The following is a 26,059-nucleotide window of genomic DNA, read 5'->3' as shown; positions in this document are numbered from 1 at the left end:
CGGTGAGTCGCCTTGCGGGTTCGGCTCATCGATGGGATGAACTGTACGCCGATGGTGTTCAGGGAAAAACCACCCAGTCGCAAACTAACTGTTCCAGTATTGAGAACAATCTTTCCATCCTCCCGCGCTCCGTGTGGGATCTTTCGGTGCTCGAATTTTGTTGGAAAAAACTGTATATTCATACAGCACCAAACCACAGGAGAAGCAGCGCCATGCAAGTCATCGAATCCACTTACGCCGTCACCCTGCGCGACTACCCCGAGGAACTCCCGGCCAAGGAGCGCATTGCCGCAGAAACCCGGTACGCCAGGGCCCTGGAAAAGCAGCTTGGCGGCCCCGAACAGGTGGCGGCTGCCCTGGACACCATGCAGAGCCTGGAGGAGTCGCCCCCTGAGGTGGTGTCTCCTGGCGATCTCACCTTGCTCAAGGCCTGGGGCAAGGCCAGCGTGGCAGCCCGGCAGGCCGGGTTCCGGGATCTGGGAGAAGGCGAGGGCGCGTACTTTGAGGTGCGGCTGGTCTGAGAGGCTGAGAGTCCTTTATCCATGCCCGCCTTGCACGCCAATACGCCCGGCTCGTCGTTACAAATGCTCGCCATAGCCTGAGCTATGGCTGTGCTTTGCGCCTAGATCCGAGGCGTATTCGCGCGCCTTTCGGGCCCGGCTAAAAAACTCTCAGCCTCTGAGCCTGAAAGCCCGCAGCACGCAATCGGGCTGACCGAGCCGCCGTGCAGGCGCGTGCTGGGTGTAAGGGCTGGGTCGCCCCGGTGCTTGCACACCCGCCGTGTGGGCAGATACTGTGTGTACATTGCATTACCTGCACGATCAACGCTGGAGACACCACCCCATGACCTTGCCGCTTCACCCCCTGGACTCTGACCTGTTTGCCCGCGCATTGCCGCTGCTGGACGACGAGTGGCTGACCCGCGACCCTGAACTGGCGCCCGTGCTGCCCACGGTGCTGGCGCGCAATGTGGGGCAGGACTGGCACAAGGCGGGCACGTTTCGCCACCACCTGGTGGGCGTGACGCGCACGCTGACGGTGTGGCAGCAGCCGCGCGACGTGCGCCTGCTGGGGCTGCTGCACAGTGTGTATGGCAATGCGTTTGTGGACCTGGTGAAGTTCGACCCTGCCAAGGAGCGCGCCCGGGTGCGCGAGATTGCGGGCGAGTCGGCCGAGCATCTGGTCTACCTGTTCTGCACCCAGTCGCGCACGCAGTTTGTGCAAAAGGTGCTGGCCCATGCACTGGAGGCGGACGGCAGCCTGGTGCTGCAAAAGGACGGGCAGGACCATGTGCTCACGCCCTACGAGGTGGCGGCCTTCATCATCGTGAGCATGGCCGACACCATCGAGCAGTGGTTCAGCTGGCAGGACGACATCTTTTCGCGCTTTCCTGATGTGCAACACCGTCACCAGAAGGCGCACTGGGCTGCATCGCTCTGGCCCGGACCCATGCGGCCGTCGGGGCGCATGGTGCACCAGATCAACGGCCTGGCCAAGGCGCTGCAGCACCCGGGGCTGAAGGATGTGCTGCCCATGCCACCCGTGTTTGCACACTGCTCGCAGCACCTGTCTGCCGCCAACGAGGCGGCGGCCACGTCGCTGTACTGGTCTGTCATCCAGCAAGACCAGCCGCTGGTGGACCTGGACGTGGCCACCGGCGTGCTGGAAAGCGCCGTGCGCCACAACCCCTGGGTGGGCGAGCCGCAGATGGTGCTGGCCCAGCTGTATCTGTCCGCTGGCCGCAAGGACGACGCCAAGGCCGCCGCCGAGAGCGCTCTGCACCTGTTCAGCGCTTGGGGCAATGCGTGGGACAAGCGCGTGCAGTGGGACGCCTGGGTGGCCTGGACGCGCATCCTGCTGCAGGGCGCGACGGTGGAGGGCACCTGGCCCGAGCGGCTGGACAAGCTGAACAACGTGGCACTGCGTGGGTGACTTGGAACATCCCCCTGAGTGGCTGCGCCACTTCCCCCTTCTCTCGAATCGCTGCGCGACTCGGGAAGGGGGACGCAGCCCTCGCTGCGGGGCGGCCCTTGCTCGGCTGCCCTCGCCGGGCGCGCGCCAGTTTCAGGAGGTGGGGGTGGGGGCACGGGCCTTGTCTTCTTATTCGAATGGGTTGTAATGAAATGAAAACTTAGTTGTTCCAGTTTTATCGGGGAAACCCTAGGATGCGAACCATCTCTCAACGAAAGGTTTTCCCTGTGAACAACAACAAGCGCCTTCTCCTGCAATCCGCCCTGGCCCTGGCCGCTGCTGCCGCTTTCTCGTCCGGCGCCATGGCCCAGGACAAGCCCATCAAGGTGGGCGTGACCGGCGGCCCCCACGCCCAGATCTTCGAGCAGGTGAAGAAGGTTGCCGAGAAGGACGGCCTCAAGATCCAGATCGTCGAGTTCAGCGACTACGTGCAGCCCAACGCCGCGCTGGCTGCGGGCGACCTGGACGCCAACAGCTACCAGCACAAGCCGTACCTCGATGCGCAAGTGGCCGACCGTGGCTACAAGCTGGTGTCGGTGGGCTACACCGTCAACTTCCCCATCGGCCTGTATTCCAAGAAGGTCAAGAAACTGGAAGACCTGAAGGAAGGCGCCAAGTTCGGCATTCCCAACGACCCCACCAACGGCGGCCGTGTGCTGCTGGTGCTGCAGGACAAGGGCCTGATCAAGCTGCGTGACGGCGCGGGCCTCAAGGCCACGCCGCTGGACGTGGTGAGCAACCCCAAGAAGCTCAAGTTTGTTGAACTGGACGCCGCCCAGCTGCCCCGTTCGCTGGACGATCTGGACGCCTCGGCCATCAACACCAACTTTGCGCTGTCGGCGGGCCTGAACCCTGGCAAGGACGCCATTGCACAAGAAAACGCCAAGAGCCCCTACGTCAACCTGATCGCCGTGCGTGAAGCCGACAAGGACAAGCCCTGGGTGGCCAAGCTGGTGAAGGCTTACCACTCGGAAGAAGTCAAGAAGTTCATCCAGACCGAATTCAAGGGCTCGGTGTTGCCAGGCTTCTGAAGCTGATCGCAAAAGCGCCCTGCGATGAAGGGCGCTGTGGCTCTGCGGACTGGTTGCCGCTTCGCCCTCTCTCCCGCAAGGGGAGAGGGAGCGGAAAGAGCGACTGCAACAGCAGTTAAAAATCCAAGTATTTCTGGCGTTATGCGCTTTCCCGTAAAGCGCAAATAGCTATCTAAATGATAGCGTTTCGCCAACACCATTCCCCTGCGTTGCGCTGGGAAAACTGTGGTGCCGCGCTTGCATACACAATGAGAGGGTAACGTCCAGTAACACCATCCCCTCCACCATGCCCTTTGCGGAACGAATCCTCACAGCGGTCTGGTTGAGTGCGACCACGCTGTTGTTCGTTGCGTCACTGTGGGCTCCGGTACCGGGCGTGCGGCTGTTTCTGGACAACGCCTCCTGGACGCTGGCCTTTGGGCTGTCTGCCTTCTGGGCCTGGCGTGGCTGGCGGCTGGCGCCGCCCACCGACCGCGCGCTGCACACCGGCCTGCTCATCTTTGCGGTGCTGGTGGCCCTGGGGCAAATGGTGTGGAACGTGCAGGTGGCGCTGGACTGGAACCCATTCCCCGCGCCCGCCGACCTGCTGTTTCTGGCGGGTGGGCCGCTGTGGGCTGCCACTGTCATCCGCGCCACTTTTGCGCGCCTGTCGCGCGATCGGGCTTACCCGGCCGCCCTGGACTTTGGCGGCACGGTGCTGGCGCTGCTGGCGTTCACGCTGGTGATCTACCTGCCCTCGGGCGAGGTGGACTCGCTGGCCGTGGGCACGGTGCTGGTGCTGTACCCGGCCGGGTTTCTCGCTGCGGCGGGCGTCACGGCGCTGGCTGTTCCGACGGTGGGGGTGCGCATCGACCGGTCCCATGCGCTGGTGCTGCTGGGCCTGCTGGGCTTTGGCCTGAGCTGGATGCAGTGGAACCTCATGGTCATCAGCAACACGGTGCAGCCGGGCATCTGGTTCAACGCCAGCTTCAGTGTGTCGGCGCTGGTGCTGGGCTGGGGTGCACGCTGGCTGCGGTTTGAGATGTCGGCAGATGCGGCCTACCGCCGCCAGTGCGACCAGGTCATGAACTACGTGCCACTGCTGTCCATGACGCTGGCGGCCATCACCCTGGTGCTGCTGTTTGTGGCGCCCGATGGCAGGGCAGGCATGCAGGCGCTGATCCTGGTGTGCTGCCTGCTGGTGCTGCTGCTGGCGGCACTGCGCCAGACCATTGTGGTGAGCCTGCTCAACCGCCTGCGCACGGCCGAGGCCGCCGTGCTGCGCAACGAAGAGCAGCTGTACCGCGTGGCGCACTTTGATGCGCTCACCGGCCTGCCCAATCGACGCTACTTTGAAGACGCGCTGGAGCGCGCCGTGGCCGAGGCCGCGCGCGACACGCACAGCACCAACCGCCGCGTGGCGCTGATGCTGATCGACCTGGACCACTTCAAGAGCGTGAACGAAACCTATGGCCACCGCCTGGGAGACGCGCTGCTGAGCGAGGTGGCGCAACGCATCACCCAGCTGCTGGCGGGGCAGGGCCTGGTGTCGCGGCTGGCCAATGACCAGTTCACGGTGATGCTGCTGCGCCCGGCGTCGCGCACCGAGCTGGCGCAGCTGGCGGCCTCGCTGGTGGAGGGCCTGGCGCAGCCCTGGGAGTTGTCGGAGGTGGGCGCACAGTACATGGGCGCCAGCCTGGGCATCAGCCTGTACCCGGACGACTCGGCCAACAGCGTGGAGCTGGTGCGCCACGCGCATTCGGCCCTGCACGCCACCAAGAGTGCAGGCCGGGGCTCGTACCGCTTCTACATCGAGGAGTTCACGCAGATCACGCGCGGGCGGCTGGAGCTGCGCCGGCGCCTGCACAACGCATTGCAGGCGGGCGAGTTCTCGCTGGTCTACCAGCCCCAGCTCAACCAGCAGCGCCAGACCGTGGGTGCCGAGGCGCTGCTGCGCTGGTCGGTGGATGGCAAGGCGGTGCCGCCCGACGAGTTCATCCCGCTGGCCGAGGAGAGCGGGCTCATCGTGCCCATCGGGCTGTGGGTGTTCGAGACTGCCTGCCGCCAGATGGCACAGTGGCGTGCCGAGGGCTGGCAGGCGCCCGTGGTGTCGGTCAATGTCTCCACCATCCAGCTGCGTGAGCCGGGTTTCACCCAGACCCTGCTGGGCGTGACCCAGCGCGCCGGGGTGGCTCCCGCCGGCCTGGTGCTGGAGATCACCGAGTCGCAGCTGCTGGACGAGTCCCTGTACGCCATCGCGCTCGATCTGAAGAACGCGGGTTTTGCGCTGTCGATCGACGACTTTGGCACCGGCCACTCGTCGCTCATCAAGCTCAAGCGCCTGCCGGTGAGCGAGCTGAAGATCGACAAGGTGTTTGTGCGCGACATCGTGGTGGACGTGAACGACCGCGAGATCTGCGCCACCGTCAACGCCCTGGCCCGCACGCTGGGGCTGGAGGTGGTGGCCGAAGGCGTGGAGACCGAGGAGCAGCTGCACTTGTTGATCCGCATGGGCTGCGAGCGTTTTCAGGGCTGGCTGTTTGCCCCGGCTCTGGCGCCCGGGCCACTGGCCGAGCAATGGCTGCAGCGGCAGGCGCCGCCCGCTGCGCAGTGACTGCTGGCACGGTGTGGCGTGGGGGCGGCATGGTCCGTGTGTGGCATATCAAAAATGATAGCTGCTCAGGCATGTTCCACTAGCGCATCCGGCCGTTTTGCCCTGATAAAAGCCCAAACCCGGCACAGGGCCGGGTTTGGGGGGGGCTTGCAGGGCTTGTGCCCTGCGCGCCGTTGTTGCCGCTGGGCTTAGGCGGCCTGCGACACGCGACCCTGGTTGGCGGCCACGCTGGTGTGTGTGGAAATTTCCACGTGGGCCGAGGCCAGTGCGGCCGCCTTGGCGTCCGGGCCCATGGCCACGCCTTCGGCACGCACAAAGCGCACGTCGGTGATGCCGAAGAAGCCAAACACCACCTTCAGGTAGCTCTCCTGGTGCTCCATCGCCTGGCCGCCTTCGCTGGTCGAGTACACGCCGCCACGGGTGGAGGCCACGATCACCGTCTTGCCGCCGGCCAGACCCACGGGGCCCTTCTCGGTGTACTTGAAGGTGCGGCCTGCTTGCGCCAGGCGGTCGATCCAGGCCTTGAGCTGGCTGGGGATGGAGAAGTTGTACAGCGGTGCGCCAATCACGATCACGTCGGAGGCCAGGAACTGGCTCACCAGGGCTTCGGACAGTGCGTTTTCAGCGCGCTCTGCCTCGGTGGCAGCGGCCTGGCCGGTGCGGAACCCCAGCGACTGGGCCGACAGGTGCGAAGGCGCTTGCTGGGCCAGGTCCAGGTATTGCACGGTGGTGCCAGGGTGGGCGGCTTGCCAGGCGGTCACGGTGCGGGCAGTCAGTTGGCGGGACACGGATTGATCACCGGTGATGGCAGAGTCGACGTGAAGCAGTTGCATGAGGGAACTCCTGGGGTTCTGTGGATCGGAGCCACAGCGTGTGGCCATGGGATGAATTGTGGGGATAGATCAATTTGTTGATAAGGTAGTGAACTTGCGATAGATTGTTCTATCCATAGGACGATGAAGCCCATGCAAGATCTCAACGACATGCTGTATTTCGCCGAAGTGGTGGAGCGCGGCGGCTTTGCCGCTGCGGGCCGCGCGCTCGGTATCCCCAAATCGCGCCTGTCGCGCCGGGTGTCCGACCTGGAAACGCAGCTGGGCGTGCGCCTGCTGCAGCGCACCACCCGCAAGCTCTCGCTGACCGAAGTGGGCGAAGCCTATCTGCGCCACTGTCAGGCCATGCGCGAATCGGCCCAGGCGGCGGCCGACACGGTGGCCCAGGTGCAGACCGTGCCGCGCGGCACCATCCGCGTGAGCTGCCCCGTCACGCTGGCGCAGACCGTGGTGGCCGAGCTGATCCCCCGGTTCCTGGCCAGTTGCCCGGAGGTGCGTATCGACATGCTGGTGAGCAACCGCGCGGTCAACCTGGTGGAAGAGGGCATCGACGTGGCGCTGCGCGTGCGTCCCTCGGTGGACGACAGCGGCAGCATGGTCGTCAAGCGGCTGGACCACACCACGCAGATCCTGGTGGCCAGCCCCGAGCTGCTGATCCGCCAGGGCACGCCCCAAACGTTGGACGACCTGGCCAAGCTCGACAGCATCGCCATGTCCGCGCCCGACGGCCGATCGACCTGGAACCTGATCGGCCCGGGCGGCGTGCACCAGGTGGTGCAGCACACGCCGCGCTATGTGGCGGACGACCTGCTCACGCTCAAATACGCGGCCGTGGCCGGCACGGGGGTGTGCTGGATGCCCGACTACATGTGCCAGGAAGAAATGCGCGAGCGCAAGCTGGTGCGGGTGCTGCCCGACTGGGCGCCGGCGCCCGCCATCGTGCATGCCGTGTTCCCCTCCCGCCGGGGGCTGTCGCCCGCGGTGCGGCGTTTTCTGGACTACCTGGGCGAGGCCATGCCCGGCCGCAGCAGCCTGAGCACACGGCAGGCCCTGCAGGGGCTCGACGGGGCCAATATCTGAGAACCTGTTCAGAGCACAGGTTCTGAGGCGCTGGGCGCAAAGCCTGCGCTTGTGCACGGGTTCGGTGGGCAAAGCGCTTTTTGGCGCCACAATGCAACGAATTGCAACTGTGCGGGCTGCGCCCGTCCGTGTGGTCGGCACACGCGGCGGCCCGGGGACTTTTTGTGACCGCTCCACACCCCATCGACCAAGACATCCGGCAAGCCCGCGTGCACCCTGCCGTGCGCGCCATCGTGATCCCGCCGTGCCCCGAATCGTTGCTGCGCCTGCAGCAAATCGTGGCGGCGCCCGAGCTGGACTCGACCGCGCTGGAGCAGTTGGCATCCTCCGACGTGGCCCTGGCCGCCGCCGTGATGCGGCTGGCCAACAGCCCGCTGTACGGCCTGGCCCAGCCGGTGCAGACCGTGGGCATGGCGCTGACGGTGCTGGGGCTGCAACCGGCCGTGGAGCTGCTGTCCGCCTTCATCACGCGCAATGCGCTGCAGGTGCGCTCGCCGCTGCTGGAGCATTTCTGGGAAAGCTCGCAGCGCCGCGCCATTGCGTGCGAGCACATCGGCCACCAGCTCTACAGCCTGGATCCAGGGCTGGGCTACAGCTTCGGGCTGTTCTGCCATGTGGGCATGCCGGTGCTGGTGAAGGCGGTGCGGGGCTACGCGGGCACCGTGACCGAGGCCCTGGCGCGCAAGGACCGCACCTTTACCCAGACCGAGAACGCGAGCCACCGCACCGACCACGCGGTGATGGGTGCCATCGTGGCGCGCACCTGGCACCTGCCGGGCGACGTGGCCCAGGCCATCTGGCTGCACCACGACTTTGCGTGCCTGAACGACGAGCAGTTTGATCCCACCGTGCGCCACCTGGTGGCGCTGGGGTTGCTGGCCGAGTTTCTGGTCAACCAGCACGACGGCCTGGCCCCCACGCGCGAGTGGACCCAACACGGCCAAGCCTGCATGGACCACCTGCATGTGACGCAGGACGAGCTGGACCACTGGATCGACGCGCTGCACCCCGCGTTTGAGGCGGTGCGGTTCTGATGATTCCGACGAGCAACTGACTCGCCGCTACCGCCGAGCGGGGCAGCTACGCCCGCCCCCTGCGGACATGACGTGGGCACTGCGAGACCTGCCGGTGCGCTTTTCAGCGGGCCGCTTCCAGCAGCTCTGCCAGGCGCGTGTGCCCCCGCTGTGCCGCGAGCTGTGCCGCATTCAGACCTTCGCGGTCCACCAGCGCCGGGTTGGCGCGCAAGGTCAGCAGCCGCTGCACAGTGGCGGTGTGGCCGTTCAAGGCGGCCAGCATCAGGGCGGTTTTTCCTTCGGGGTCGCGGGCATCCACCGGAGTGCCCAGTTGCACGAGGGCTTCGACCCGCTGGGGTTGGCCCGTGCGGGCGGCCTCCCAGATGGTGTTGGGCGAGGCCGCGCCCAGATTCTTTGACATGGCAGGGGCTGCAGCCGCCGTCTGGTGGTCGCGCGCTGCAGAGTCAGCCAGCGGGGCGCGGGTGGCTGGTGCAGCTGCTGCGGCGGGGGCAGCCGGAGCGGTTTCTTGAAGGGCTGGTGCAGGGGAGACTGATGCGCGTTCGCGCCTTTCGGTACTGGATTCGGCGCGGGGGGCTGCGGCCGTCGAGGGCATGGGGGGTGATGCTGGGAAACCGGAGAGGGCCCCGGCTGCGCGAGGTGCTGACAGGGCTTCCTGCTCAGTGGAAGGCGACACAGGAGCCGACTTGGCTACGGGCTGGACGGGTGCTGGTGTCTGCGCAGGCGCGGGGGGGGCTACCGTGGCGGGCTTGGGGGGCATGGCGTCGGCCGACGGGCCGGTGCTGTTCCGCGCACTTTTCTGCGTGCTTTCCGGCGCAGGCGGAGTGCCCGATGGGGGCTTTGCCGATGGCGGGAGCGTTGGTGTGGCCGCAGGGGCAGGGACAGGGGCCGTGGGAGCCTGCGCAGGCGACTCGGTCTGGCGGTGGCTGAAAGCGGTGTCCCGCTCTTCGGGCGTGCCGCGCTCAAACTGCAGCATCAGCAAGCCAGTCAGCCCCACCACGGCCAAGGTGGCCAGGGCCGAAATCTTCCAGCGGGCCTGGTTGGCGGCAGGGGGGGGCACTGGGGCCGCTGATGCCGATGCCGCAGCCGTGGCCATCATCTGGGCATGCGCACGCACGGCATCGCGCACATGCACGCCGGGGCGGGCGCCTTCCTGTTCGCTGGCCTCGTGATAACGCCGGACCAGTTCGTCATCCTGCCGGGTCATACAAACTCCTTGAGGTGCTGGCGCAGGCTGGCCCGCGCGTAGCGCAGGCGGCTTTTGGCGGTTTCAAAGTTAACGCCGGTGGCCTCGGCAATCTCCTGCACGCTCAGATCTCCTTCGGCTTGCAACAAAAAGGCCTCGCGCTGCTCTGGCGGCAACTGCTCTACGGCGGCGATGAGCGCGGCGGCCTGCTCGCGCGACTGCAGCTGGCGCACGGGCCCAAAGCCCGAGTCCGCCACCAGCGTGTCTGCCAAGCTGCGCGCATCGTCGTCGCTGGCATCCAGGCTGGCATGGTGTTTGGCGGTACGCAGGTGGTCCACCAGCCGGTGGTGTGCCAAGGTGAACAGCCAGGTGCGGAACTTAGCCTTCACCTCATAACGGGTGGCATTGCGCGCCACCGCAAACCACACGTCCTGCAGCAGGTCGTCGGCCACCGCCTGCACCTTCACGCTGCGAAACACAAACCGCCACACAGCCAGTTCGTGCCGTGCGTACAGCCGGTCAAACGCGGCCATGTCGCCACCGGCGTAGCGCAGCATCAGCGCTTCGTCGGCGTCGTAGGCATCGTGAGAGGGTGGGGCGGCAGGCACCCGGGCATTATGCGAAACCCTCATGCACTCACGGGCCGGCCCAGGCCTACCGTGGGTCGGGTACGTACGACAGGTTGTCCGACTGCGGAAACGCGCGCGGCACATGGGGCACGTGGGGGCGGGCGATGGGCTCGCGGATCACGCCGCTGGCGATCAGGTTCTCGCGGCTGTCGTAGCGGATGCTGATGATTTCATTGGGCTGCTCTTGCAGGCGCGTGAAGCTGGTGTGGGTGACAACCGAGGTCTCGCGCTGGCCGTGCGCCGTGCCTAGCTTGTCCGATGGCATGGGAACGGCCTTGGCCACACTGTCGGCAGATTGCGAGCGGGCAGAGGACTCTGCCTCGGCCGATGGGGCTGGGGCAGCAGGCGCACCGGCAGCCCCAGCGGCTGCGGGCGATGCGGTGTCCTCCCGCAGGCGCCCGAGGCCCAGGCCGTTGTCGCGGCGCTGGCTGTAGGGCTCGGGGGTGATGGCGGGGGCAGGCTGGGACATCGGTGGCTGTTCGCGGAACAGGGCGACGCCAATCACGCCCACATGCGCAGGGCGACCCGTGCGGGCGGCGTACGAGTTGGCGATGTGCGAAAACTCGAAGGCCGCCACCTGGCTGTCGCTCTTGCGCCAGCCGGTGATCTGGTAACGCTCGTAGGGCGAGAACACATAGCCGCGCTGGTCCCACGCAGCGGTTTCGCCGCTGAGCACATTCACACCGTCCACCGACGGTACGGCCAGCACCCGCTCGCCCAGGCGGTTGCGCACGTTGATGGCATAACGCGCCCCAGGCCGACCGGCCACCCAGTATTCGCCCCGGGCGTAGTGCACCGGCAGCGTGGCGCCGGTGTCGCGGTCCACGATGGTCACGTCGGCGAGGCGGCCAATGGCTTGGGCAGGCAGGTGGGCCAGGCCCAGCAGTGATGTCAGGGCGGCGAGGGCGTGCAGGGTGAGTGAACGGGGTTTCATGGCAGCTCCATCAAAAAAGTGGTGGTGCTGGGTGAAACGAACGGGGCGGGGCAATGGGGTTGAGGGGTACCGAAAAATTCAAGAATTTTTTCAGCACCTCATTGCACCCACCCTGGCGGACCTGCTGTCCGCAATGCTGTCTCAGTGTGCGAGGCGTCGCACGCCGGGGACGGGCAGGGCGTTGCCACGATGTACTGGCGTGGCACGCGGTGCATCGAGTCCCATGCCTGCTGAAGCACTGCCGCCGACCTGGAACACGGCCACCAGCTCCGCCAGCCGCTGGGCTTGCTGGCGCAGGTTTTCGGCGGCGGTGGTGCTTTCGCTCACCAAGGCGCCGTTTTGCTGGGTCATCTGGTCCAGCTGGGTCACGGCCACGTTGACCTGCGAGATGCCGTCGCTCTGCTCGGCGGCGGCGGTGCTGATCTCGCCGATGATGCCGTTCACGCGCTGCACGCCTTGCACGATCTCGTTCATGGTCTCGCCCGCGTTGGCCACGAGCTGGGTGCCCGAGTCCACCTTGTCGACGCTGGACTGGATCAGCGCCTTGATCTCCTTGGCGGCCTCGGCACTGCGCTGGGCCAGGCTGCGCACCTCGGTGGCCACCACGGCAAAGCCACGCCCCTGTTCGCCCGCTCGGGCTGCCTCCACAGCGGCATTTAGCGCCAGGATGTTGGTCTGGAACGCAATGCCGTCGATCACGCCGATGATGTCGGCGATTTTCTGGCTGCTGTGGTGGATGTCCTGCATGGTGCTTACCACCTGCTGCATCACTTCGCCGCCCTTGGTGGCTGTGCTGGCAGCGGTGGTGGCCAGGGCGTTGGCCTGGCGGGCCGAGTCGGCACTTTGGCGCACGGTGGCGGTCAGCTCTTCCATGCTGGCGGCGGTTTGCTCCAGGCTGCTGGCGGCTTGTTCGGTGCGGTGGCCCAGGTTCTGGTTGCCGCTGCTGATGTCGTCGCTGGTGGTGCGCAGCTGCGCAATGTTGTCGCGCACGGCCGACACCAGTTCATGAAAACGCTGCTGCATGTCGCGCACGGCCACCATCACGCTGCCTGTGTCGCCCGCCTTCACTTGCACTGGGGTGGTGAGGTTGCCCTGCTGGATGGCTTGCACCACCGCGCGCACTTCGCTGGGCTCGGCGCCGAGCTCGCGGCCAATGCTGCGTGATACCAGCACCGTCACCGCCACACTGATCAGCACCGCCAACAGCGTGATGGACAGCATCACGCCGGTGAACTGGCTCGCGTCCTGGTTGGCCGTCTGGCTGTTCTTGATGATGCGCGCCTCTTCGTAGTCGATGAGCTTGTTGGCCGCTGCCAGCCATTGCTCGTACTGGGGCTTGGCCTCGGTCCAGAGCATGGCTTCAGCGCCTGCGCGGTCGCCGGACTGCATCAGCGCGACCACCTTGCTGGTGGTGGCTACCGTACGCGCTTCAATGTCTTTGAGCGACTGCACCATAGGGGCCACTTCGGGCGGAATCTCCTTGGCGGTTTTCAGCACGCTGTCCAGCTGCGTGGCGGACTGGGCGTAGAAGTCCGCCAGCCGTGCGATGGATTCGACTTCCTTCTTGCGTGCGTCGTCGTTGGGGGCCAGCACCACGTCGCGCACCGCGATGGAGCGGTCGTGCGCCGAGCCCCGGAAGTTGATGGCAGCGCGCTGGATGACCGCGTTCTGCGTGGCATTGGCGGTCAGAGCGCCGTCGATGCCCCGTGCAATGAGCACGCTGTAGACCGACATGCCGAGCAGGGCCACGATGACCAAACCGAAGCCCGCCATCAGGCGCTGGCTGATTTTCCACGTGTGCATTGAAAGGTGCCTCTTGAAGTGAAGATGACTAAGGAAGAACCGACCTGGGACAAGCCGCCAATGCAAACCCAACCAGCGGCCGTCGTGCGGAACGGCGCCAGGTGACTTGTTTGCAATTCGTTACATTGTACGCGTCGGTTTGAAATTAAACCGGTTGGTTTAATTTATTCACTCAATAGTCGTTGCTTGAAAGAGGCAAGCAGAAGTCGCTTTTTTAGATGATTTGGAGATTAAATAACAAGAATTAAGTCGTTTGGGTTTTAAAGGCTGGCTCGCAGAATCCCTGCCTGTGACCACCACCACCTCCATCATCATCGTCCCCGGCTGGCGCGATTCGGGCCCCGGCCACTGGCAAAGCCTGTGGGCCGAGCGCCTGCCCCACGCGCGCCGCGTGGTGCAGGACGACTGGATCACGCCCACGCGTTCAGCCTGGGTGAGCCAGCTGGAGAAGACGGTACTGGCTGCAACGCACCCTGTAGTGATCGTGGCACACAGCCTGGGCTGCATTGCCACCACCCACATGGGGCCGGAGGCTGCAGCCAAGGTGTGCGGTGCCTTGCTGGTGGCTCCTGCCGACCCCGAGCGCCGCGCCATCCTGAGCGACTTTGCCCCCGTGCCCTACGCGGCGTTGCCTTACCGCAGCATCGTGGTGGCCAGCAGCAATGACCCGTTTTGTCCCATTCGCCTGGCGGGCGCCTATGCCAGGGCCTGGGGCAGCGAGTTTGTGCGCATGCAGAACGCGGGGCATATCAATATTGACTCGGGCCATGGCGAATGGCCGCTGGGCTGGGCATTGCTGCAGTCTCTGGAGGGCGACCACAGCACCATCCAGCCAGCGCCAGGGTATTCGCAGGTTTCTCCGGCCGCCGCCTGATTGCTATCTAATCGATAGCTGTCGGCGCATGTGTTACCAGCGCTTGGAGCCTGCAGGACCCGAAATGTCAGGCCCGGGCAGCTAGTGTGCGGTTTGGGGCCATGGCGCCGGCACGCCCTTCGAGATGTCTATATGCCAATTCTCGATTAATTAACAAGAATATATTCTTTTGAGTTTTAAGGGGTGGTCCGCACAATGCGGAATCTCCTGCATTTTTTGGGCGACTTCACCATGACTTCTTTGAAACTCAAGACCCTCCTGGCCTCTCTGGCCCTGGCCGCGAGCGGCATGGCTGCCGCTCAAAATTCGCTGCTCAATGTGTCGTATGACGTGGCCCGCGAGTTCTACAAGGACTACAACGTGGCCTTCGCTGCGCACTACAAGAAGACCACCGGCCAGGACGTGAAGATCGACCAGTCGCACGCCGGCTCCAGCGCCCAGGCCCGTGCCGTGAACGACGGCCTGGCTGCTGACGTGGTCACCATGAACACCACCACCGACGTACAGTTTCTGGCGGACAACGGCGTGGTTGCCAAGGACTGGGCCAAGAAGTTCCCGCACGACGCATCGCCCACCACTTCGACCATGCTGTTCCTGGTGCGCAACGGCAACCCCAAGAACATCAAAGACTGGGACGACCTCATCAAGCCCGGCGTGCAGGTGATCGTGGTCAACCCCAAGACCGGCGGCAACGGCCGCTATGCCTACCTGGCCGCCTGGGGCGCCGTGCGTGAAAAGGGTGGCACCGAGGCGCAGGCCGCCGAGTTTGTCGGCAAGCTGTACAAGAACGTGCCTATTCTGGCCAAGGGCGGCCGCGATGCCACGGCCACCTTCCTGCAGCGCAACCAGGGCGATGTGCTGATCACCTTTGAATCCGAGGTGGTCTCCATCGACCGCGAGTTCGGCGCGGGCAAGGTCGATGCCATCTACCCCTCGGTGAGCGTGGTGGCTGAAAACCCCGTGGCCGTGGTGGAACGCACCGTGGCCAAGAAGGGCACGGCCCAACTGGCCAAGGCCTACCTGGACTACCTGTACTCGGAAGAAGCGCAAGAGATTGCAGCCAAGCACGCCATCCGCCCCCGTTCGGAGACCGTGCTCAAGAAGTACGCCGACACCTTCAAGCCGCTCAAGCAGTTCACGGTGGCCAAGTACTTCGGCTCGCTGACCGAAGCGCAGAAGGTGCATTTCAATGATGGCGGCCAGTTCGACAAGCTGTACACGCCCGGCGCCAAGTAAATAGGCCCAGCGCTTTTCCCGACTCACCACTGCATCTATGACCACTGCGACCGCTGTGGCCGCAGCCCCGGCCGGACGGCGCGCGCCCAAGCGCGTGCTGCCTGGCTTTGGGCTGTCACTGGGCTACACCCTTTTCTACTTGAGCATCATCGTGCTGATCCCGCTGTCGGCACTGATCTTCAAGACCTTCACGCTCACCTGGGACCAGTTCTGGGCGGCCATCAGCGCACCGCGTGTGATGGCGTCGTACCGGCTGACCTTTGGCGCATCGTTTCTCGCGGCGCTGGTCAATCTGGTGTTTGGCCTGCTGATCGCGTGGGTGCTGGTGCGCTACAAGTTCCCGGGCAAGAAGATCGTGGACGCGCTGGTGGACTTGCCGTTTGCGCTGCCCACCGCTGTGGCCGGCATCTCGCTGACCGCACTGTTGGCAGGCAATGGTTGGGTGGGCAGCATTCTGGAGCCCATGGGCATCCAGCTCGCGTTCAAGCCTGCGGGCATTGTGATTGCGCTGATCTTCATCGGCTTGCCATTTGTGGTGCGCACCGTGCAGCCCGTGCTGGAAGACGCCGAAAAGGAGCTGGAAGAAGCCGCCACCTGCCTGGGCGCCACGCGCCTGCAGACCTTCACCAAGGTCATCCTGCCCTCCATCACGCCTGCGCTGCTCACCGGCTTTGCCATGGCGTTTGCGCGGGCGGTGGGTGAATACGGCTCGGTGATCTTCATCGCGGGCAACATGCCCATGGTGTCGGAGATCACGCCGCTCATCATCATCGGCAAGCTGGAGCAGTATGACTACGCCGGCGCCACCGCCGTGGCTGTGGTGATGCTGGTCATCTCCTTCATCCTGCTGCTCATCATCAACGCGCTGCAAGCCTGGCAGCGCCGCCACGCGGGGGCACCAGCATGAGCGGCAACAACTCTCGAACCATTCGCCGCGCTCAGGCGGGCACGACCGAAGCGCCCTGGGTCCGCTACACGCTGATCGCCATCGCCTTGGCTTTCATGCTGCTGTTCCTGGTGTTGCCACTGGCCGCCGTGTTTGCAGAGGCGCTGCGCAAGGGCTTTGGCGCGTACCTGGAAGGCCTGCGCGAGCCCGATGCCTGGTCGGCCATCAAGCTCACGCTGATCACCGCGCTGATTGCCGTGCCGCTGAACCTCGTGTTCGGCGTGGCAGCCGCGTGGTGCATTGCCAAGTACGAGTTCAAAGGCAAGGCCTTCTTGACCACGCTGGTGGACCTGCCGTTCTCGGTGTCGCCCGTGGTGGCGGGCCTGATCTATGTGCTGATGTTTGGCGCGCAAGGCTGGTTTGGCCCATGGCTACAGGCGCACGACATCAAGATCATCTTTGCCGTGCCCGGCATCGTGCTGGCTACCGTGTTTGTGACCTTTCCGTTCATCGCCCGCGAGCTCATCCCGCTGATGCAGGCGCAGGGCAACGACGAGGAGCAGGCCGCCATCGTGCTGGGCGCGAGCGGCTGGCAGACCTTCTGGTACGTGACCTTGCCCAACATCAAGTGGGGCCTGCTGTACGGCGTGATCTTGTGCAACGCGCGGGCCATGGGCGAGTTTGGTGCCGTGTCGGTGGTGTCGGGCCACATCCGTGGGCAGACCAACACCATCCCGCTGCATGTCGAAATTCTCTACAACGAGTACCAGTCCGTGGCTGCGTTTGCTGCTGCATCTTTGCTGGCTTTGCTGGCGCTGGTCACCCTGGTCATCAAGACCATTGCCGAACACCGCAACGAACAAGCCCTGAAGGCCGCCGCCGAATTGCCGCCCGAGCGCCCCGCGCCCGCTGGCGTGTGAAGGAAACAGAACATGAGCATCGAAATCCGTAACGTCAGCAAGCAGTTTGGAGACTTCCAGGCCCTGCGCGATGTGAGCCTGGACATTGCCTCGGGCGAACTCATTGCGCTGCTTGGCCCCTCGGGCTGTGGCAAGACCACGCTGTTGCGCATCATTGCCGGGCTGGAGACGGCCGACGTGGGCACCATCCACTTCAGCGGCGAAGACACCACCGACGTGCATGTGCGCGAACGCAACGTGGGCTTCGTTTTCCAGCACTACGCATTGTTCCGCCACATGACGGTGTTCGAGAACGTGGCTTTTGGCCTGCGCGTGAAGCCCCGCAGTGAGCGCCCCAGCGAAGCACAGATCAAGAAAAAGGTCATGGACCTGCTCAAGCTGGTGCAGCTGGACTGGCTGGCCGAGCGCTACCCCTCGCAGCTGTCGGGCGGCCAGCGCCAACGCATTGCGCTGGCTCGCGCGCTGGCGGTGGAGCCCAAGGTGCTGCTGCTCGACGAACCCTTTGGCGCGCTGGACGCCAAGGTGCGCAAGGAGCTGCGTCGCTGGCTGCGCCGCCTGCACGACGAGTTGCATGTGACCAGCATCTTCGTGACCCACGACCAGGAAGAAGCCCTGGAAGTGGCGGACCGCGTGGTGGTGATCAACCAGGGCAAGATCGAGCAAAGCGGCTCCCCCCAGCAGGTGTGGGACCAGCCTGCCAGCCCGTTTGTCTACGGCTTTTTGGGCGACGTGAACCTGTTCCACGGCCGCGCCCATGAAGGCCTGGTGCACCTGGACGGCATGCAGCTCGACTCGCCCGAGCACCAGGCGGCGCAGAACGCCAAGGCCTTTGCCTATGTGCGCCCGCACGACCTGGACGTGGAGCGCTACTCCCCCGGCGCGGGCCTGGACGCCGAAGGCCGTCCCCGTGGCATCGTGGCCCAGCTGAGCCGCGCCATCGTGGTGGGGCCGATTGCGCGGCTGGAACTTATTCCGACCGATGACCACAAACCAGCGGACAATGCGTCCCCAGAATCCCTGATCGAAGCGCAGATCCCTGCGCAGCAGTTCAAGGACATGGGTTTCAAGGAGGGTGAGACGCTGGTGGTGACACCACGCCGCGCCCGCGTTTTTCTGGATCACGCCGCCGGTATCTGAGTTGCTTCTCCTTCGAGGCCTCTCTGGGTAACCTGCGGTTTCGAGGGACAAGAATGATGGTGTTGAACTGGATTGATCAGGCCCCGCGTCGCGTGCTGGCGCTGATCAGCGTGGCCTGTGTGGCGATGCTGGCGTTTGGCATGTACCTGCAGCATGTGGTGGGCCTGGAGCCTTGCCCCATGTGCATCGTGCAGCGCTACGCGCTGATTGGTGTTGCTGTATTCACGGCCCTGGCGAGTGCGCGAGGCAATCGGGGCTGGTGGATGACCTGGGCGGTGCTGGCCGTGATCACTGCCGGGTTTGGCGCCTTTGTGGCGGCTCGCCAGAGCTGGCTGCAGTGGTACCCGCCGGAGATCGCTACCTGCGGCCGCGACTTCTACGGCATGATCGAAAACTACCCCATCAGCCGCGCCATCCCCATGATCTTCCGGGGCTCGGGCGATTGCACTGCGATCGACTGGACCTTCCTGGGGGGCTCGATTGCCAACTGGTCGTTCATCTGCTTCGTGGGGTTTGGCTTGGTGCTGCTGGCTGTGCTGGTGCGGGCGCTGAAGGGTGGCAACAAGCGAGGCTCTGGGTATTCGATGGCTTGATGCCTGTGAGGCATGGACTTGCATGAAAAAGGCGCTCCAGGGAGCGCCTTTTTCGTTATGGGAAGGGCTTCCAGCGCCGGTGTTCCTGCTCCAAGCGCGGTCCCACCTAGTCGCATGAAAGCGCACAAGGTTGGCTATCCAAGCACCACTTCCCCTGCGTCCAGCGAAGGAGGACGCAAAAGGTCTTCGTTGATGCCCATGGTCTGACTGGCGCGTTCTACGGCCTGCCACAGTGGAGCAGGCATTTGCAATATCTCTTCCGGCGACGCGGAGCGTGCGATCCATGCACTGATTTGCAGGTGCTGCTCGTGGGTGAGCAGGTCCAGGTTCAACATTTCGTCGATGATTTTCATGCAGGGGCTACAGGGTCGATGGGGTGGCTTGGAGATGGCTCTGCGCGGTAAAGCCCTGAGGAGGCTCTGCTTTGCATGAAGCGAAGAGGGGTTGCTCCGTGACAACCTCTAGCGTCACGGAGCATGGTGTTTTGTAGAAGAGATGGTACCCAAAGCACCGATCTCAAGCGGGTCCAGTGCGACCGCTTCAGCCTGGCGTAACGGTGCCATGCGGGAACGGTACGCCTTGCGTACCGTCAACCCATGCGGGCAGTTTGGGCATCACTTGGCCAAACAGCGGACTGGCCTGCCATTGCGCCAGCCAGGCCTGCAGGCGGGGCCACGGCTGTGAGGTCCACCAGTCGGCATCAATGCCTGCAAACTGCCGCACAAATGGAGCAATCGCCATGTCGGCCAGGGTCGCGTGGGTGCCGAACAGGTAAGGCTGATGTGGTGAGAGGCGGGCCTCCAGCGCACCCAACCAGGCCACGGCTTGGGCGTGTTCCGCGTCCATGTCAGCGTCCGGGTATCTGCTGGGGTACTTGCACCGGTCCAGCGCCTGCTTGAACGGGCCATCGCATTCGGCTATCAGCGCGAGCATGTCCTCCAGGCTGCCATGGCTGGGGGTGAGCCAGCCTTCAGGGTCGTGGTGTCGCAGCGCCCACAGCATGATGTCCAGGCTCTGCTCCAGCACCTGGCTGCTGGGCAACACCAGCACGGGCACCGTGCCCTTGGGGGATGCTTGTAGCAGACCCTGGGGCTTGTTCCTCAGCACCACCTCGCGCAGTTCGCAAACCTGGCCGCTCACGGCCAGGGCCAGGCGGGCGCGCATGGCATAGGGGCAGCGGCGGAACGAGTACAGGACGGGCAGGGCGGTCATGTTGTGCCATCCATGCCATCGTCCTCCGCGTGCTTGGCCACAGCGCGTGTGGGGCGGCCGGGTTGCTGCGCGCCGATGTGCTCTTGCCCACGCTGCCGGGCCAGCTGCATCTGCCGCTCGCGCTCGGCCAGGGCGCGTTCCTGCTCGGGTGTGCGGGTGCCGTGGCAATACGGACAGCTCACACCGGGCACGTATTGTGACGACTGCAGTTCGGCCTCGCCCAGCGGCATGCGGCAGGATCGGCACAACTGGTGGTGGCCCGGTGCGAGGCCATGGCCTACGGACACACGTTCGTCGAACACAAAGCAGTCACCGTGCCAGCGGCTGGATTCTTCGGGCACGGTTTCCAGGTATTTGAGGATGCCGCCTTCCAGGTGGTACACCTCGTCAAAGCCTTGTGACTTGAGGAACGCGGTGGACTTTTCGCAGCGGATGCCGCCCGTGCAGAACATGGCCACGCGGGGCTTGCCAGCCAATACGCCGCCAGGCTGCGATTGCTGCGCCACCCAGGCCGGAAACTCTGCAAAGGTCTGCGTGTGCGGGTTGATGGCGCGCTCAAACGTGCCAATGCCCACCTCGTAGTCATTGCGTGTGTCCACCACCACCACGCCCGGGTTGTCGATGAGGGCGTTCCAATCTTCGGGCTTCACATAGGTGCCGGCGTTGCGTGCGGGGTTCAGGCCTGGCACGCCCAGGGTGACGATCTCGCGCTTGAGCCGCACCCGCATGCGGTAGAAGGGCATGCGCTCGGCCAGCGCCTCCTTGTGCTGCAGGGCGGCAAAACGCGCATCGCTGCGCAGCCAGGCCAACACCGCATGCACGCCCTGTGGTTCGCCCGCAATGGTGCCGTTGATGCCCTCGGGCGCCAGCAACAGCATGCCGCGCACGCCGTTCGCGTCGCACAGGGACTGCAGGGGCTCGCGCAGGGCGGCAAAGTCTGGCAGGTCCACAAACTGATAAAGCGCGGCAGTGAGATAGCGGGGTGTGACCGAGTCCACGAAAAAGGCGTTTTTGAAACAGGAAGGGGGATGATAGCTGTCACCTTTCGTTACGATGCGGGGTTACCAACGCTGCTTGCAAGGTGGTCGCATGAGCAAGGAATCCACTCTCAATCTGTTCCGTCGGCTGGAGCAGCTCAATGGCATCGGCGCTGCGCTCTCGCGCGAGCGGGACATCGACCGGCTGCTGGAGAACATCCTGGAGGCCGCCAAGACCATCACCGGGGCCGACGGTGGCACGCTCTACAGCGTGACGGAAGACCAGTCGGCGCTCAAGTTCGAGATATTGCGCACCGACTCGCTGGGCATCAACCTGGGGGGCACCACGGGCAAACCCATCGACCTGCCGCTGTTACCGTTGCGCACGGCCGACGGCGGGCCCAATGATTCGCTGGTGGCGGCCCACGCGGCCATCCACGACCGCACGGTGAACATTGCCGACGCCTACAGCGCGGCAGGGTTTGATTTTTCGGGCACGCGCGCGTTTGACCAGCGCACGGGCTACCGGTCGCAGTCGTTCCTCACGGTGCCGATGAAGAACCACGACCTCGAACTCATCGGCGTGCTGCAGCTCATCAATGCGCGCGACCCGGACACGGGCGAGGTCATCACCTTCTCGCAGGCCGACCAGAGCCTCGCCGAGTCGCTGGCCTCGCAGGCGGCCATTGCGCTGACCAACCGGCTGCTCATCACCCAGCTCGAACGCCTGTTCGAGTCGTTCGTGAACCTGATCAACCTGGCCATCGACGAAAAATCGCCCTACACCGGCGGCCACTGCCAACGCGTGCCCGCCCTCACGATGATGCTGGCCGAGGCTGTGGATGCCACCCGCGAAGGGCCGTTGGCCGCGTTCCAAATGAGCGACCGCGACCGCTACGAGCTCAAGATGGCGGGCCTGCTGCACGACTGCGGCAAGATCACCACGCCTGTGCACGTGGTGGACAAGGCCACCAAGCTGCAGACCATCTACGACCGTATCGGCCTGGTGGACACGCGGTTTGAAGTGCTCAAGCGCGATGCCGAACTGGCCGCACTGCGCCGCCAGCTGGCGTTGCGTCCGGTGGTGGATGCACGGGCTGAAGGCCAGGAGCTGCAGGCCCTGCAGCACGAGATCCATGCGCTGGAGGAAGACCGCGAGTTTCTGCGCCGCAGCAACACCGGCACCGAGGCCATGCGCCCCGAAGACCAGCAGCGTGTGCGCGATATTGCCGCCATGCGCCACTGGCGCAACCCGCAGGGTGTGCAGACGAGCTTTTTGACGGGGGAGGAAGTGGAGAACCTCACCATCCGGTCCGGAACGTTGAACCAGGCCGAGCGCGACACCATCAACTACCACATCGTTGCCACCATCAAGATGCTGGAGACGCTGCCCTGGCCGCGCCACCTCCAAAACGTGCCCGAATACGCTGGGGGCCACCACGAACGCATGGACGGCAAGGGCTATCCGCGTGGCCTCACGCGCCAGCAGATGTCGCTGCAGGCCCGCATGATGGGCATTGCCGACATCTTTGAGGCGCTGACGGCCGCAGACAGGCCCTACAAGAGTGGCATGACCCTGTCGCAGGCGCTGGCCATCATGTGCAGGATGCGGGACAACGGGCACATCGACCCCGACCTGTTCGAGGTGTTTGTGCGCGAAGGGGTGTACCTGCGCTATGGCCAGCAGTTTCTGGATGCAGGGCAGGTGGACGGGGTGGATGTGGCGGCGATGGGGTTTTGACACCGCTGCACCCCGTGCATCACGGCGTACGTTTGCTATGTAATTGATAGCTTCTGGCGCATGATCCACTAGCGCTACCGGCCAAAATCATCCCAATTCTTCAGTCCCGGCACCCACTGTGACGCTGGCCTGTGACATCAGCCAGTCCCGGAACGCCGCCATGGCCCCCGTGGTGGTGCGCGATTGCAAGCGGGTCAGCCAGTAGGCGCCCCGGTGCAGCTCTTGTGCAAAGGGCTGCGCCAGGCGGCCCTGCTGCAGTTCGCGCGCGAACATCTTCACTGGCAACAGTGCCATGCCCGCGCCCTGCGCCGCCGCCTCGGCCAGCGTCAGGGACGAGTCGAACACCGCGCCACGCACCACGGGGCAGGGCGCACCCGCAGCCTCGAACCAGGCCGTCCATTCGTCGGTGCGGTAGCTGCGCAGCAAGGGCTGGCGCGCCAGGTCGGCCACCGTGCGCAGGCCACGGGCCAAGGCGGGCGAGCACATCACGGACATGGGCGCATCCATGATGCGGTCGGCCTGCGTGCCGTGCCATGCGCCGTCGCCAAAGCGGATGGCGTAGTCCAGCCCTTCGCCCGCCATGTCCACCCGGTTGTTGTGCGTGAGCAGGCGCAGGTCCACAAAGGGGCAGGTCTGCTGAAAGTCGCGCAGCCGGGGTAGCAGCCAGCCCACCGCGAAGGTGCCCACGGCGCCCACGGTCAGCACCTCGCGCGGGCGGGTGTCGCCCAGCTTCTCCAGGGCGCGCTGCAGGTTGCCAAACGATTCCACCACCACCGGCAGCAGGGCCTGGCCTTCGTCCGTCAGCGCCAGGCCGCGTGGCAGGCGGCGGAACAGCGGCTTGCCCAGCCGATCCTCCAGCTTGCGGATGTGCTGGCTCACGGCGGTCTGGGTCACGTGCAGCTCCTGGGCGGCGCGCGTGAGGTTCAGGTGGCGGGCCGAGGCCTCGAAGGCCCGCAGAGCATTGAGTGGCAGGTGCATGGTGCCAAAAGGTCAAAGTTTTTCTTGGGGCTTTTGGCAATTATTGTCGATGGTGCTGGGGGCTGAACCTCCGTATCGTTCGGGCCTTGTTCCCCACTACGCTTTCAATCGATATGCAAAGAAGACAGTTTTCCTTGGGTTTGATGGCCGCCACGGCCATGCCTTTATGGGGTTGTGCCGCTGCCAGCAACCCAGACCGCCGCGAGCAGACCACCAGCGCCTGGAACGATGCCCTCGCCAGCATCGAACGCGCCGCCCAGGGCCGTCTGGGGGTGGCCATGCTGGACACCGGGTCGGGCCTGGCGCTGGGCTGGCGGCAGGACGAGCGTTTTGCCATGGCCAGCACCTTCAAGCTGGTGTTGGCCGGCTGGATGCTGGCTCTGGTGGACCAGGGCAAGGAGCGGTTGGAAGCGCGCGTGCATTACCCGGCCACCGACGTGGTGGCGTACTCGCCCGTCAGCGGCCCGCGCGCGGGCGATGGTGGCGGCCTGACGGTGGGTGAGCTGTGCTCTGCCACCGTCAGCCTGAGCGACAACACCGCTGCCAATGTGCTGCTGGCCCGCCATGGCGGCCCGGCCGGGTTCACCGCGTTCGTGCGTTCGCTGGGTGACGAGGTCACGCGGCTGGACCGCACCGAGCCCACGCTGAATGAGGCTGCCGTGGGCGACCCGCGTGACACCACCACGCCGCTGGCCATGCTGCAGACCATGCAGAAACTGGTGCTGGGCAACGCGCTCAGCTCCATGTCCCGGGCCTGGCTGCAGCGCTGGCTGGTGGAGACCAGCACGGGCGATAAGCGCCTGCGTGCCGGTGTGCCGGGCTGGAAGGTGGGCGACAAGACGGGCACGGCGGGCGAGAGCGGCACGGCCAACGACATTGGCGTGTTGTGGCCCGCGGGCGGCGGCGCGCCGGTGCTGGTGACCTGTTACCTCACGCGCTCCAAGGCGTCGCCGGAGCAGCGGGATGCGGCGATTGCGCAGGTGGCGCGCGCCGTGGCGGCCGCGCGCGAGACTTTCACCCGCTCTTAGAGCTTCTTGACCAGCACCTGGCTCTTGCGGTCCCAGTTGTACTTGCGCTTGCGGGCGTCGGGCAGCCAGTCCGGGTCCACGGGGGAGAAGCCGCGCTTGATGAACCAGTGCATGGTGCGGGTGGTCAGCACAAAGATGCTGTCCAGCCCCAGCAGGCGCGCGCGCTGCTCGATGCGCTTGAGCAGCTTTTCGCCGTCGCCCGTTCCCTGGCTTTGCGGCGATACCGTCACCGCGGCCATCTCGGCCGTTTTGGCTTCGGGGTAGGGGTAGAGCGCCGCGCAGCCAAAAATCACGCCGTCGTGTTCGATGATGGTGTAGGTGGCGATGTCGCGCTCGATCTCGGTGCGGTCGCGCTTGACCAGCGTGCCGTCCTTCTCGAAGGGCTCGATCAACTGCAGGATGCCGCCCACGTCGTCAATCGTGGCCTCGCGCAGCTCTTCGAGCTTTTCGTCGATGACCATGGTGCCGATGCCGTCGTGCACATAGACCTCCAGCAGCAGCGAGCCGTCCACCGCAAACGGCAGGATGTGGCTGCGCTCCACGCCGGCCTTGCAGGCCTTCACACAGTGCTGAAGGTAAAAGCCCGTATCGGTGGGCTGCTGCGCCGGGGGCAACTGGGCCAGCAGCGCCTGCGCGGCGGCCAGCGGCAACTCGGTGTCGATGGGGTTGTCGTCGCTCTCGGGCTCGGTGGGCGACATGCGGATGCCCTGCACCTCGGTCAAAAAGATGAGTTTGTCGGCCCGCAGCTCGATGGCCACGCTCGTGGCCACTTCTTCCATGCTCAGGTTGAAGGCCTCGCCCGTGGGCGAAAAGCCGAACGGCGACAGCAGCACCAGTGCGCCCATGTCCAGCGTGCGCTGGATGCCGGCCACGTCCACCTTGCGCACCAGGCCCGAGTGCTGAAAATCCACCCCATCCACAATGCCCACGGGCCGCGCCGTGAGGAAGTTGCCCGAGATTACGCGCACCGTGGCGCCCGCCATCGGCGTGTTGGGCAGGCCCTGGCTGAACGCTGCCTCGATCTCGTAGCGCAGCTGTCCGGCGGCCTCCTGCGCGCAATCGAGTGCCACGGAGTCAGTGATGCGGATGCCATGGGAGTACTTGGCCGCATGCCCCTTGGCTGACAGCTGCTCATTCACTTGCGGGCGAAAGCCGTGCACCAGCACGATCTTCACGCCCATGGCCTGGATCAGTGCCAGGTCTTGCGCAATGCTGTGCAGCTTGCCGGCCGCAATCGCCTCACCCGTCAGCCCGATCACAAACGTCTGGTTGCGGAACTTGTGGATGTAGGGCGCCACCGAGCGGAACCAGGGGACGAAGGTGAAATTGAAGACGGCGGACATGGAGAAAGGTGTTTGGGGCAGTGGTGGTAATGCGCGAGGAGCG

General features: G+C 65.2%; 25 protein-coding genes. 14 read left to right on the top strand and 11 right to left on the bottom strand.

Going from position 1 to position 26,059, the window contains the following annotated elements; genetic code table 11:
• A partial coding sequence (locus tag ASD75_RS24130) for a hypothetical protein (protein WP_235511618.1) occupies window positions 1-182 on the bottom strand: 182 nt, incomplete at its 3' end.
• Window positions 183-212: 30 nt separating this feature from the next.
• Between ASD75_RS24130 and ASD75_RS12945 the strand changes: the two genes are divergently transcribed.
• The 4 genes from ASD75_RS12945 (at window position 213) to ASD75_RS12930 (ending at window position 5,595) form a co-directional block, all read left to right on the top strand.
• A complete protein-coding gene (locus ASD75_RS12945; RefSeq protein ID WP_056067613.1) occupies window positions 213-521 on the top strand; it encodes a hypothetical protein in 309 nt (102 codons plus the stop codon).
• Between the two features lie 322 nt (window positions 522-843).
• Window positions 844-1,932: a DUF6817 domain-containing protein gene (locus ASD75_RS12940; protein ID WP_056746227.1), complete on the top strand. Its 1,089-nt coding sequence runs from the start codon at window positions 844-846 to the stop codon at window positions 1,930-1,932.
• Between the two features lie 266 nt (window positions 1,933-2,198).
• A complete protein-coding gene (locus ASD75_RS12935) occupies window positions 2,199-3,002 on the top strand; it encodes a MetQ/NlpA family ABC transporter substrate-binding protein (protein WP_233194296.1) in 804 nt (267 codons plus the stop codon).
• Window positions 3,003-3,288: 286 nt separating this feature from the next.
• Window positions 3,289-5,595 carry a bifunctional diguanylate cyclase/phosphodiesterase gene (locus tag ASD75_RS12930; protein WP_056746225.1) on the top strand — a complete coding sequence of 769 codons (2,307 nt, stop codon included), beginning with the start codon at window positions 3,289-3,291 and terminating at the stop codon, window positions 5,593-5,595.
• Window positions 5,596-5,783: 188 nt separating this feature from the next.
• Here ASD75_RS12930 and ASD75_RS12925 read toward each other — a convergent pair whose 3' ends face one another.
• Entirely contained in the window at window positions 5,784-6,428 is a 645-nt protein-coding gene (locus tag ASD75_RS12925; RefSeq protein WP_056746223.1) for an FMN-dependent NADH-azoreductase, read from the bottom strand.
• A gap of 132 nt (window positions 6,429-6,560) precedes the next feature.
• Here ASD75_RS12925 and ASD75_RS12920 point away from each other — a divergent pair, with 132 nt between their 5' ends.
• On the top strand, window positions 6,561-7,508 hold the full coding sequence (locus tag ASD75_RS12920) for a LysR family transcriptional regulator (protein WP_056746686.1): 948 nt from the start codon (window positions 6,561-6,563) through the stop codon (window positions 7,506-7,508).
• A 164-nt stretch (window positions 7,509-7,672) separates the two neighbouring features.
• Window positions 7,673-8,542: an HDOD domain-containing protein gene (locus tag ASD75_RS12915; RefSeq protein WP_056746683.1), complete on the top strand. Its 870-nt coding sequence runs from the start codon at window positions 7,673-7,675 to the stop codon at window positions 8,540-8,542.
• 103 nt (window positions 8,543-8,645) lie between these two features.
• Here the strand turns inward: ASD75_RS12915 and ASD75_RS12910 are convergent, their stop codons facing one another.
• From ASD75_RS12910 to ASD75_RS12895, 4 genes are all read right to left on the bottom strand, one after another.
• The gene (locus ASD75_RS12910) at window positions 8,646-9,746 is read right to left on the bottom strand and encodes an ankyrin repeat domain-containing protein (protein ID WP_056746221.1); all 1,101 of its coding nucleotides are present in this window, start codon (window positions 9,744-9,746) and stop codon (window positions 8,646-8,648) included.
• Window positions 9,743-10,357, bottom strand: coding sequence for a sigma-70 family RNA polymerase sigma factor (locus tag ASD75_RS12905; protein ID WP_056746219.1), 615 nt, complete (start codon window positions 10,355-10,357; stop codon window positions 9,743-9,745). The genes ASD75_RS12910 and ASD75_RS12905 overlap by 4 nt, the downstream gene beginning before the upstream one ends.
• A 22-nt stretch (window positions 10,358-10,379) precedes the next feature.
• Window positions 10,380-11,288 (bottom strand): hypothetical protein, encoded by a 909-nt coding sequence (locus ASD75_RS12900; protein WP_056746217.1) that lies wholly within the window; start codon window positions 11,286-11,288, stop codon window positions 10,380-10,382.
• A gap of 141 nt (window positions 11,289-11,429) precedes the next feature.
• Window positions 11,430-13,091 (bottom strand): methyl-accepting chemotaxis protein, encoded by a 1,662-nt coding sequence (locus ASD75_RS12895; RefSeq protein WP_056746215.1) that lies wholly within the window; start codon window positions 13,089-13,091, stop codon window positions 11,430-11,432.
• Between the two features lie 289 nt (window positions 13,092-13,380).
• Between ASD75_RS12895 and ASD75_RS12890 the strand changes: the two genes are divergently transcribed.
• The 6 genes from ASD75_RS12890 to ASD75_RS12865 all read left to right on the top strand — a co-directional run bounded on the left by ASD75_RS12890 (window position 13,381) and on the right by ASD75_RS12865 (window position 18,737).
• Window positions 13,381-13,965 (top strand): alpha/beta hydrolase, encoded by a 585-nt coding sequence (locus ASD75_RS12890; protein WP_056746681.1) that lies wholly within the window; start codon window positions 13,381-13,383, stop codon window positions 13,963-13,965.
• Between the two features lie 231 nt (window positions 13,966-14,196).
• On the top strand, window positions 14,197-15,201 hold the full coding sequence (locus ASD75_RS12885; protein ID WP_056067832.1) for a sulfate ABC transporter substrate-binding protein: 1,005 nt from the start codon (window positions 14,197-14,199) through the stop codon (window positions 15,199-15,201).
• A gap of 37 nt (window positions 15,202-15,238) precedes the next feature.
• The gene (gene cysT, locus ASD75_RS12880; RefSeq protein WP_056746214.1) at window positions 15,239-16,108 is read left to right on the top strand and encodes a sulfate ABC transporter permease subunit CysT; all 870 of its coding nucleotides are present in this window, start codon (window positions 15,239-15,241) and stop codon (window positions 16,106-16,108) included.
• A complete protein-coding gene (gene cysW, locus ASD75_RS12875; protein ID WP_056746212.1) occupies window positions 16,105-17,007 on the top strand; it encodes a sulfate ABC transporter permease subunit CysW in 903 nt (300 codons plus the stop codon). The genes cysT and cysW overlap by 4 nt, the downstream gene beginning before the upstream one ends.
• Window positions 17,008-17,019: 12 nt before the next feature.
• Window positions 17,020-18,144 carry a sulfate/molybdate ABC transporter ATP-binding protein gene (locus ASD75_RS12870; RefSeq protein WP_056067633.1) on the top strand — a complete coding sequence of 375 codons (1,125 nt, stop codon included), beginning with the start codon at window positions 17,020-17,022 and terminating at the stop codon, window positions 18,142-18,144.
• Between the two features lie 56 nt (window positions 18,145-18,200).
• Entirely contained in the window at window positions 18,201-18,737 is a 537-nt protein-coding gene (locus ASD75_RS12865; protein ID WP_056746679.1) for a disulfide bond formation protein B, read from the top strand.
• Window positions 18,738-18,871: 134 nt separating this feature from the next.
• Here the strand turns inward: ASD75_RS12865 and ASD75_RS12860 are convergent, their stop codons facing one another.
• The 3 genes from ASD75_RS12860 to ASD75_RS12850 form a co-directional block, all read right to left on the bottom strand.
• Entirely contained in the window at window positions 18,872-19,090 is a 219-nt protein-coding gene (locus ASD75_RS12860; RefSeq protein ID WP_056746211.1) for a hypothetical protein, read from the bottom strand.
• Between the two features lie 187 nt (window positions 19,091-19,277).
• Entirely contained in the window at window positions 19,278-19,949 is a 672-nt protein-coding gene (locus ASD75_RS12855; RefSeq protein WP_056746210.1) for a glutathione S-transferase, read from the bottom strand.
• Window positions 19,946-20,947 carry a rhodanese-related sulfurtransferase gene (locus tag ASD75_RS12850; RefSeq protein ID WP_056746208.1) on the bottom strand — a complete coding sequence of 334 codons (1,002 nt, stop codon included), beginning with the start codon at window positions 20,945-20,947 and terminating at the stop codon, window positions 19,946-19,948. The genes ASD75_RS12855 and ASD75_RS12850 overlap by 4 nt, the downstream gene beginning before the upstream one ends.
• A gap of 91 nt (window positions 20,948-21,038) precedes the next feature.
• Between ASD75_RS12850 and ASD75_RS12845 the strand changes: the two genes are divergently transcribed.
• A complete protein-coding gene (locus ASD75_RS12845) occupies window positions 21,039-22,667 on the top strand; it encodes an HD family phosphohydrolase (RefSeq protein WP_056746206.1) in 1,629 nt (542 codons plus the stop codon).
• 87 nt (window positions 22,668-22,754) lie between these two features.
• Here the strand turns inward: ASD75_RS12845 and ASD75_RS12840 are convergent, their stop codons facing one another.
• On the bottom strand, window positions 22,755-23,645 hold the full coding sequence (locus ASD75_RS12840) for a LysR family transcriptional regulator (protein ID WP_056746204.1): 891 nt from the start codon (window positions 23,643-23,645) through the stop codon (window positions 22,755-22,757).
• Window positions 23,646-23,758: 113 nt separating this feature from the next.
• On the opposite strand from ASD75_RS12840, the gene bla reads away from it, so the two are divergent.
• On the top strand, window positions 23,759-24,673 hold the full coding sequence (gene bla, locus ASD75_RS12835; protein WP_056746202.1) for a class A beta-lactamase: 915 nt from the start codon (window positions 23,759-23,761) through the stop codon (window positions 24,671-24,673).
• On the opposite strand, the gene argA is transcribed toward bla, so the two are convergent.
• Window positions 24,670-26,016 (bottom strand): amino-acid N-acetyltransferase, encoded by a 1,347-nt coding sequence (argA, locus tag ASD75_RS12830; RefSeq protein WP_056746200.1) that lies wholly within the window; start codon window positions 26,014-26,016, stop codon window positions 24,670-24,672. The genes bla and argA overlap by 4 nt on opposite strands.
• Window positions 26,017-26,059 lie beyond the last annotated feature (43 nt).

It is taken from the genome of Acidovorax sp. Root568 (assembly GCF_001427445.1).
Taxonomy (GTDB): Bacteria; Pseudomonadota; Gammaproteobacteria; order Burkholderiales; family Burkholderiaceae_C; genus Acidovorax; species Acidovorax delafieldii.
Note: the sequence above shows the minus strand (reverse complement) of the source record. Positions and strands in the feature narration are given on the sequence as shown.

What these genes read in the sequence shown, in the direction of transcription:
- cysT (WP_056746214.1), top strand. Translation starts at nt 15,239, where the DNA reads ATGACCACTGCGACCGCTGTGGCCGCAGCCCCGGCCGGACGGCGCGCG.
- ASD75_RS12930 (WP_056746225.1), top strand. Translation starts at nt 3,289, where the DNA reads ATGCCCTTTGCGGAACGAATCCTCACAGCGGTCTGGTTGAGTGCGACC.
- argA (WP_056746200.1), bottom strand. Translation starts at nt 26,016, where the DNA reads ATGTCCGCCGTCTTCAATTTCACCTTCGTCCCCTGGTTCCGCTCGGTG.
- ASD75_RS12945 (WP_056067613.1), top strand. Translation starts at nt 213, where the DNA reads ATGCAAGTCATCGAATCCACTTACGCCGTCACCCTGCGCGACTACCCC.
- ASD75_RS12900 (WP_056746217.1), bottom strand. Translation starts at nt 11,288, where the DNA reads ATGAAACCCCGTTCACTCACCCTGCACGCCCTCGCCGCCCTGACATCA.
- cysW (WP_056746212.1), top strand. Translation starts at nt 16,105, where the DNA reads ATGAGCGGCAACAACTCTCGAACCATTCGCCGCGCTCAGGCGGGCACG.
- ASD75_RS12920 (WP_056746686.1), top strand. Translation starts at nt 6,561, where the DNA reads ATGCAAGATCTCAACGACATGCTGTATTTCGCCGAAGTGGTGGAGCGC.
- ASD75_RS12870 (WP_056067633.1), top strand. Translation starts at nt 17,020, where the DNA reads ATGAGCATCGAAATCCGTAACGTCAGCAAGCAGTTTGGAGACTTCCAG.
- ASD75_RS12925 (WP_056746223.1), bottom strand. Translation starts at nt 6,428, where the DNA reads ATGCAACTGCTTCACGTCGACTCTGCCATCACCGGTGATCAATCCGTG.
- ASD75_RS12860 (WP_056746211.1), bottom strand. Translation starts at nt 19,090, where the DNA reads ATGAAAATCATCGACGAAATGTTGAACCTGGACCTGCTCACCCACGAG.
- ASD75_RS12840 (WP_056746204.1), bottom strand. Translation starts at nt 23,645, where the DNA reads ATGCACCTGCCACTCAATGCTCTGCGGGCCTTCGAGGCCTCGGCCCGC.
- ASD75_RS12885 (WP_056067832.1), top strand. Translation starts at nt 14,197, where the DNA reads ATGACTTCTTTGAAACTCAAGACCCTCCTGGCCTCTCTGGCCCTGGCC.
- bla (WP_056746202.1), top strand. Translation starts at nt 23,759, where the DNA reads ATGCAAAGAAGACAGTTTTCCTTGGGTTTGATGGCCGCCACGGCCATG.
- ASD75_RS12865 (WP_056746679.1), top strand. Translation starts at nt 18,201, where the DNA reads ATGGTGTTGAACTGGATTGATCAGGCCCCGCGTCGCGTGCTGGCGCTG.
- ASD75_RS12910 (WP_056746221.1), bottom strand. Translation starts at nt 9,746, where the DNA reads ATGACCCGGCAGGATGACGAACTGGTCCGGCGTTATCACGAGGCCAGC.
- ASD75_RS12905 (WP_056746219.1), bottom strand. Translation starts at nt 10,357, where the DNA reads ATGAGGGTTTCGCATAATGCCCGGGTGCCTGCCGCCCCACCCTCTCAC.
- ASD75_RS12940 (WP_056746227.1), top strand. Translation starts at nt 844, where the DNA reads ATGACCTTGCCGCTTCACCCCCTGGACTCTGACCTGTTTGCCCGCGCA.
- ASD75_RS12895 (WP_056746215.1), bottom strand. Translation starts at nt 13,091, where the DNA reads ATGCACACGTGGAAAATCAGCCAGCGCCTGATGGCGGGCTTCGGTTTG.
- ASD75_RS12845 (WP_056746206.1), top strand. Translation starts at nt 21,039, where the DNA reads ATGAGCAAGGAATCCACTCTCAATCTGTTCCGTCGGCTGGAGCAGCTC.
- ASD75_RS12855 (WP_056746210.1), bottom strand. Translation starts at nt 19,949, where the DNA reads ATGACCGCCCTGCCCGTCCTGTACTCGTTCCGCCGCTGCCCCTATGCC.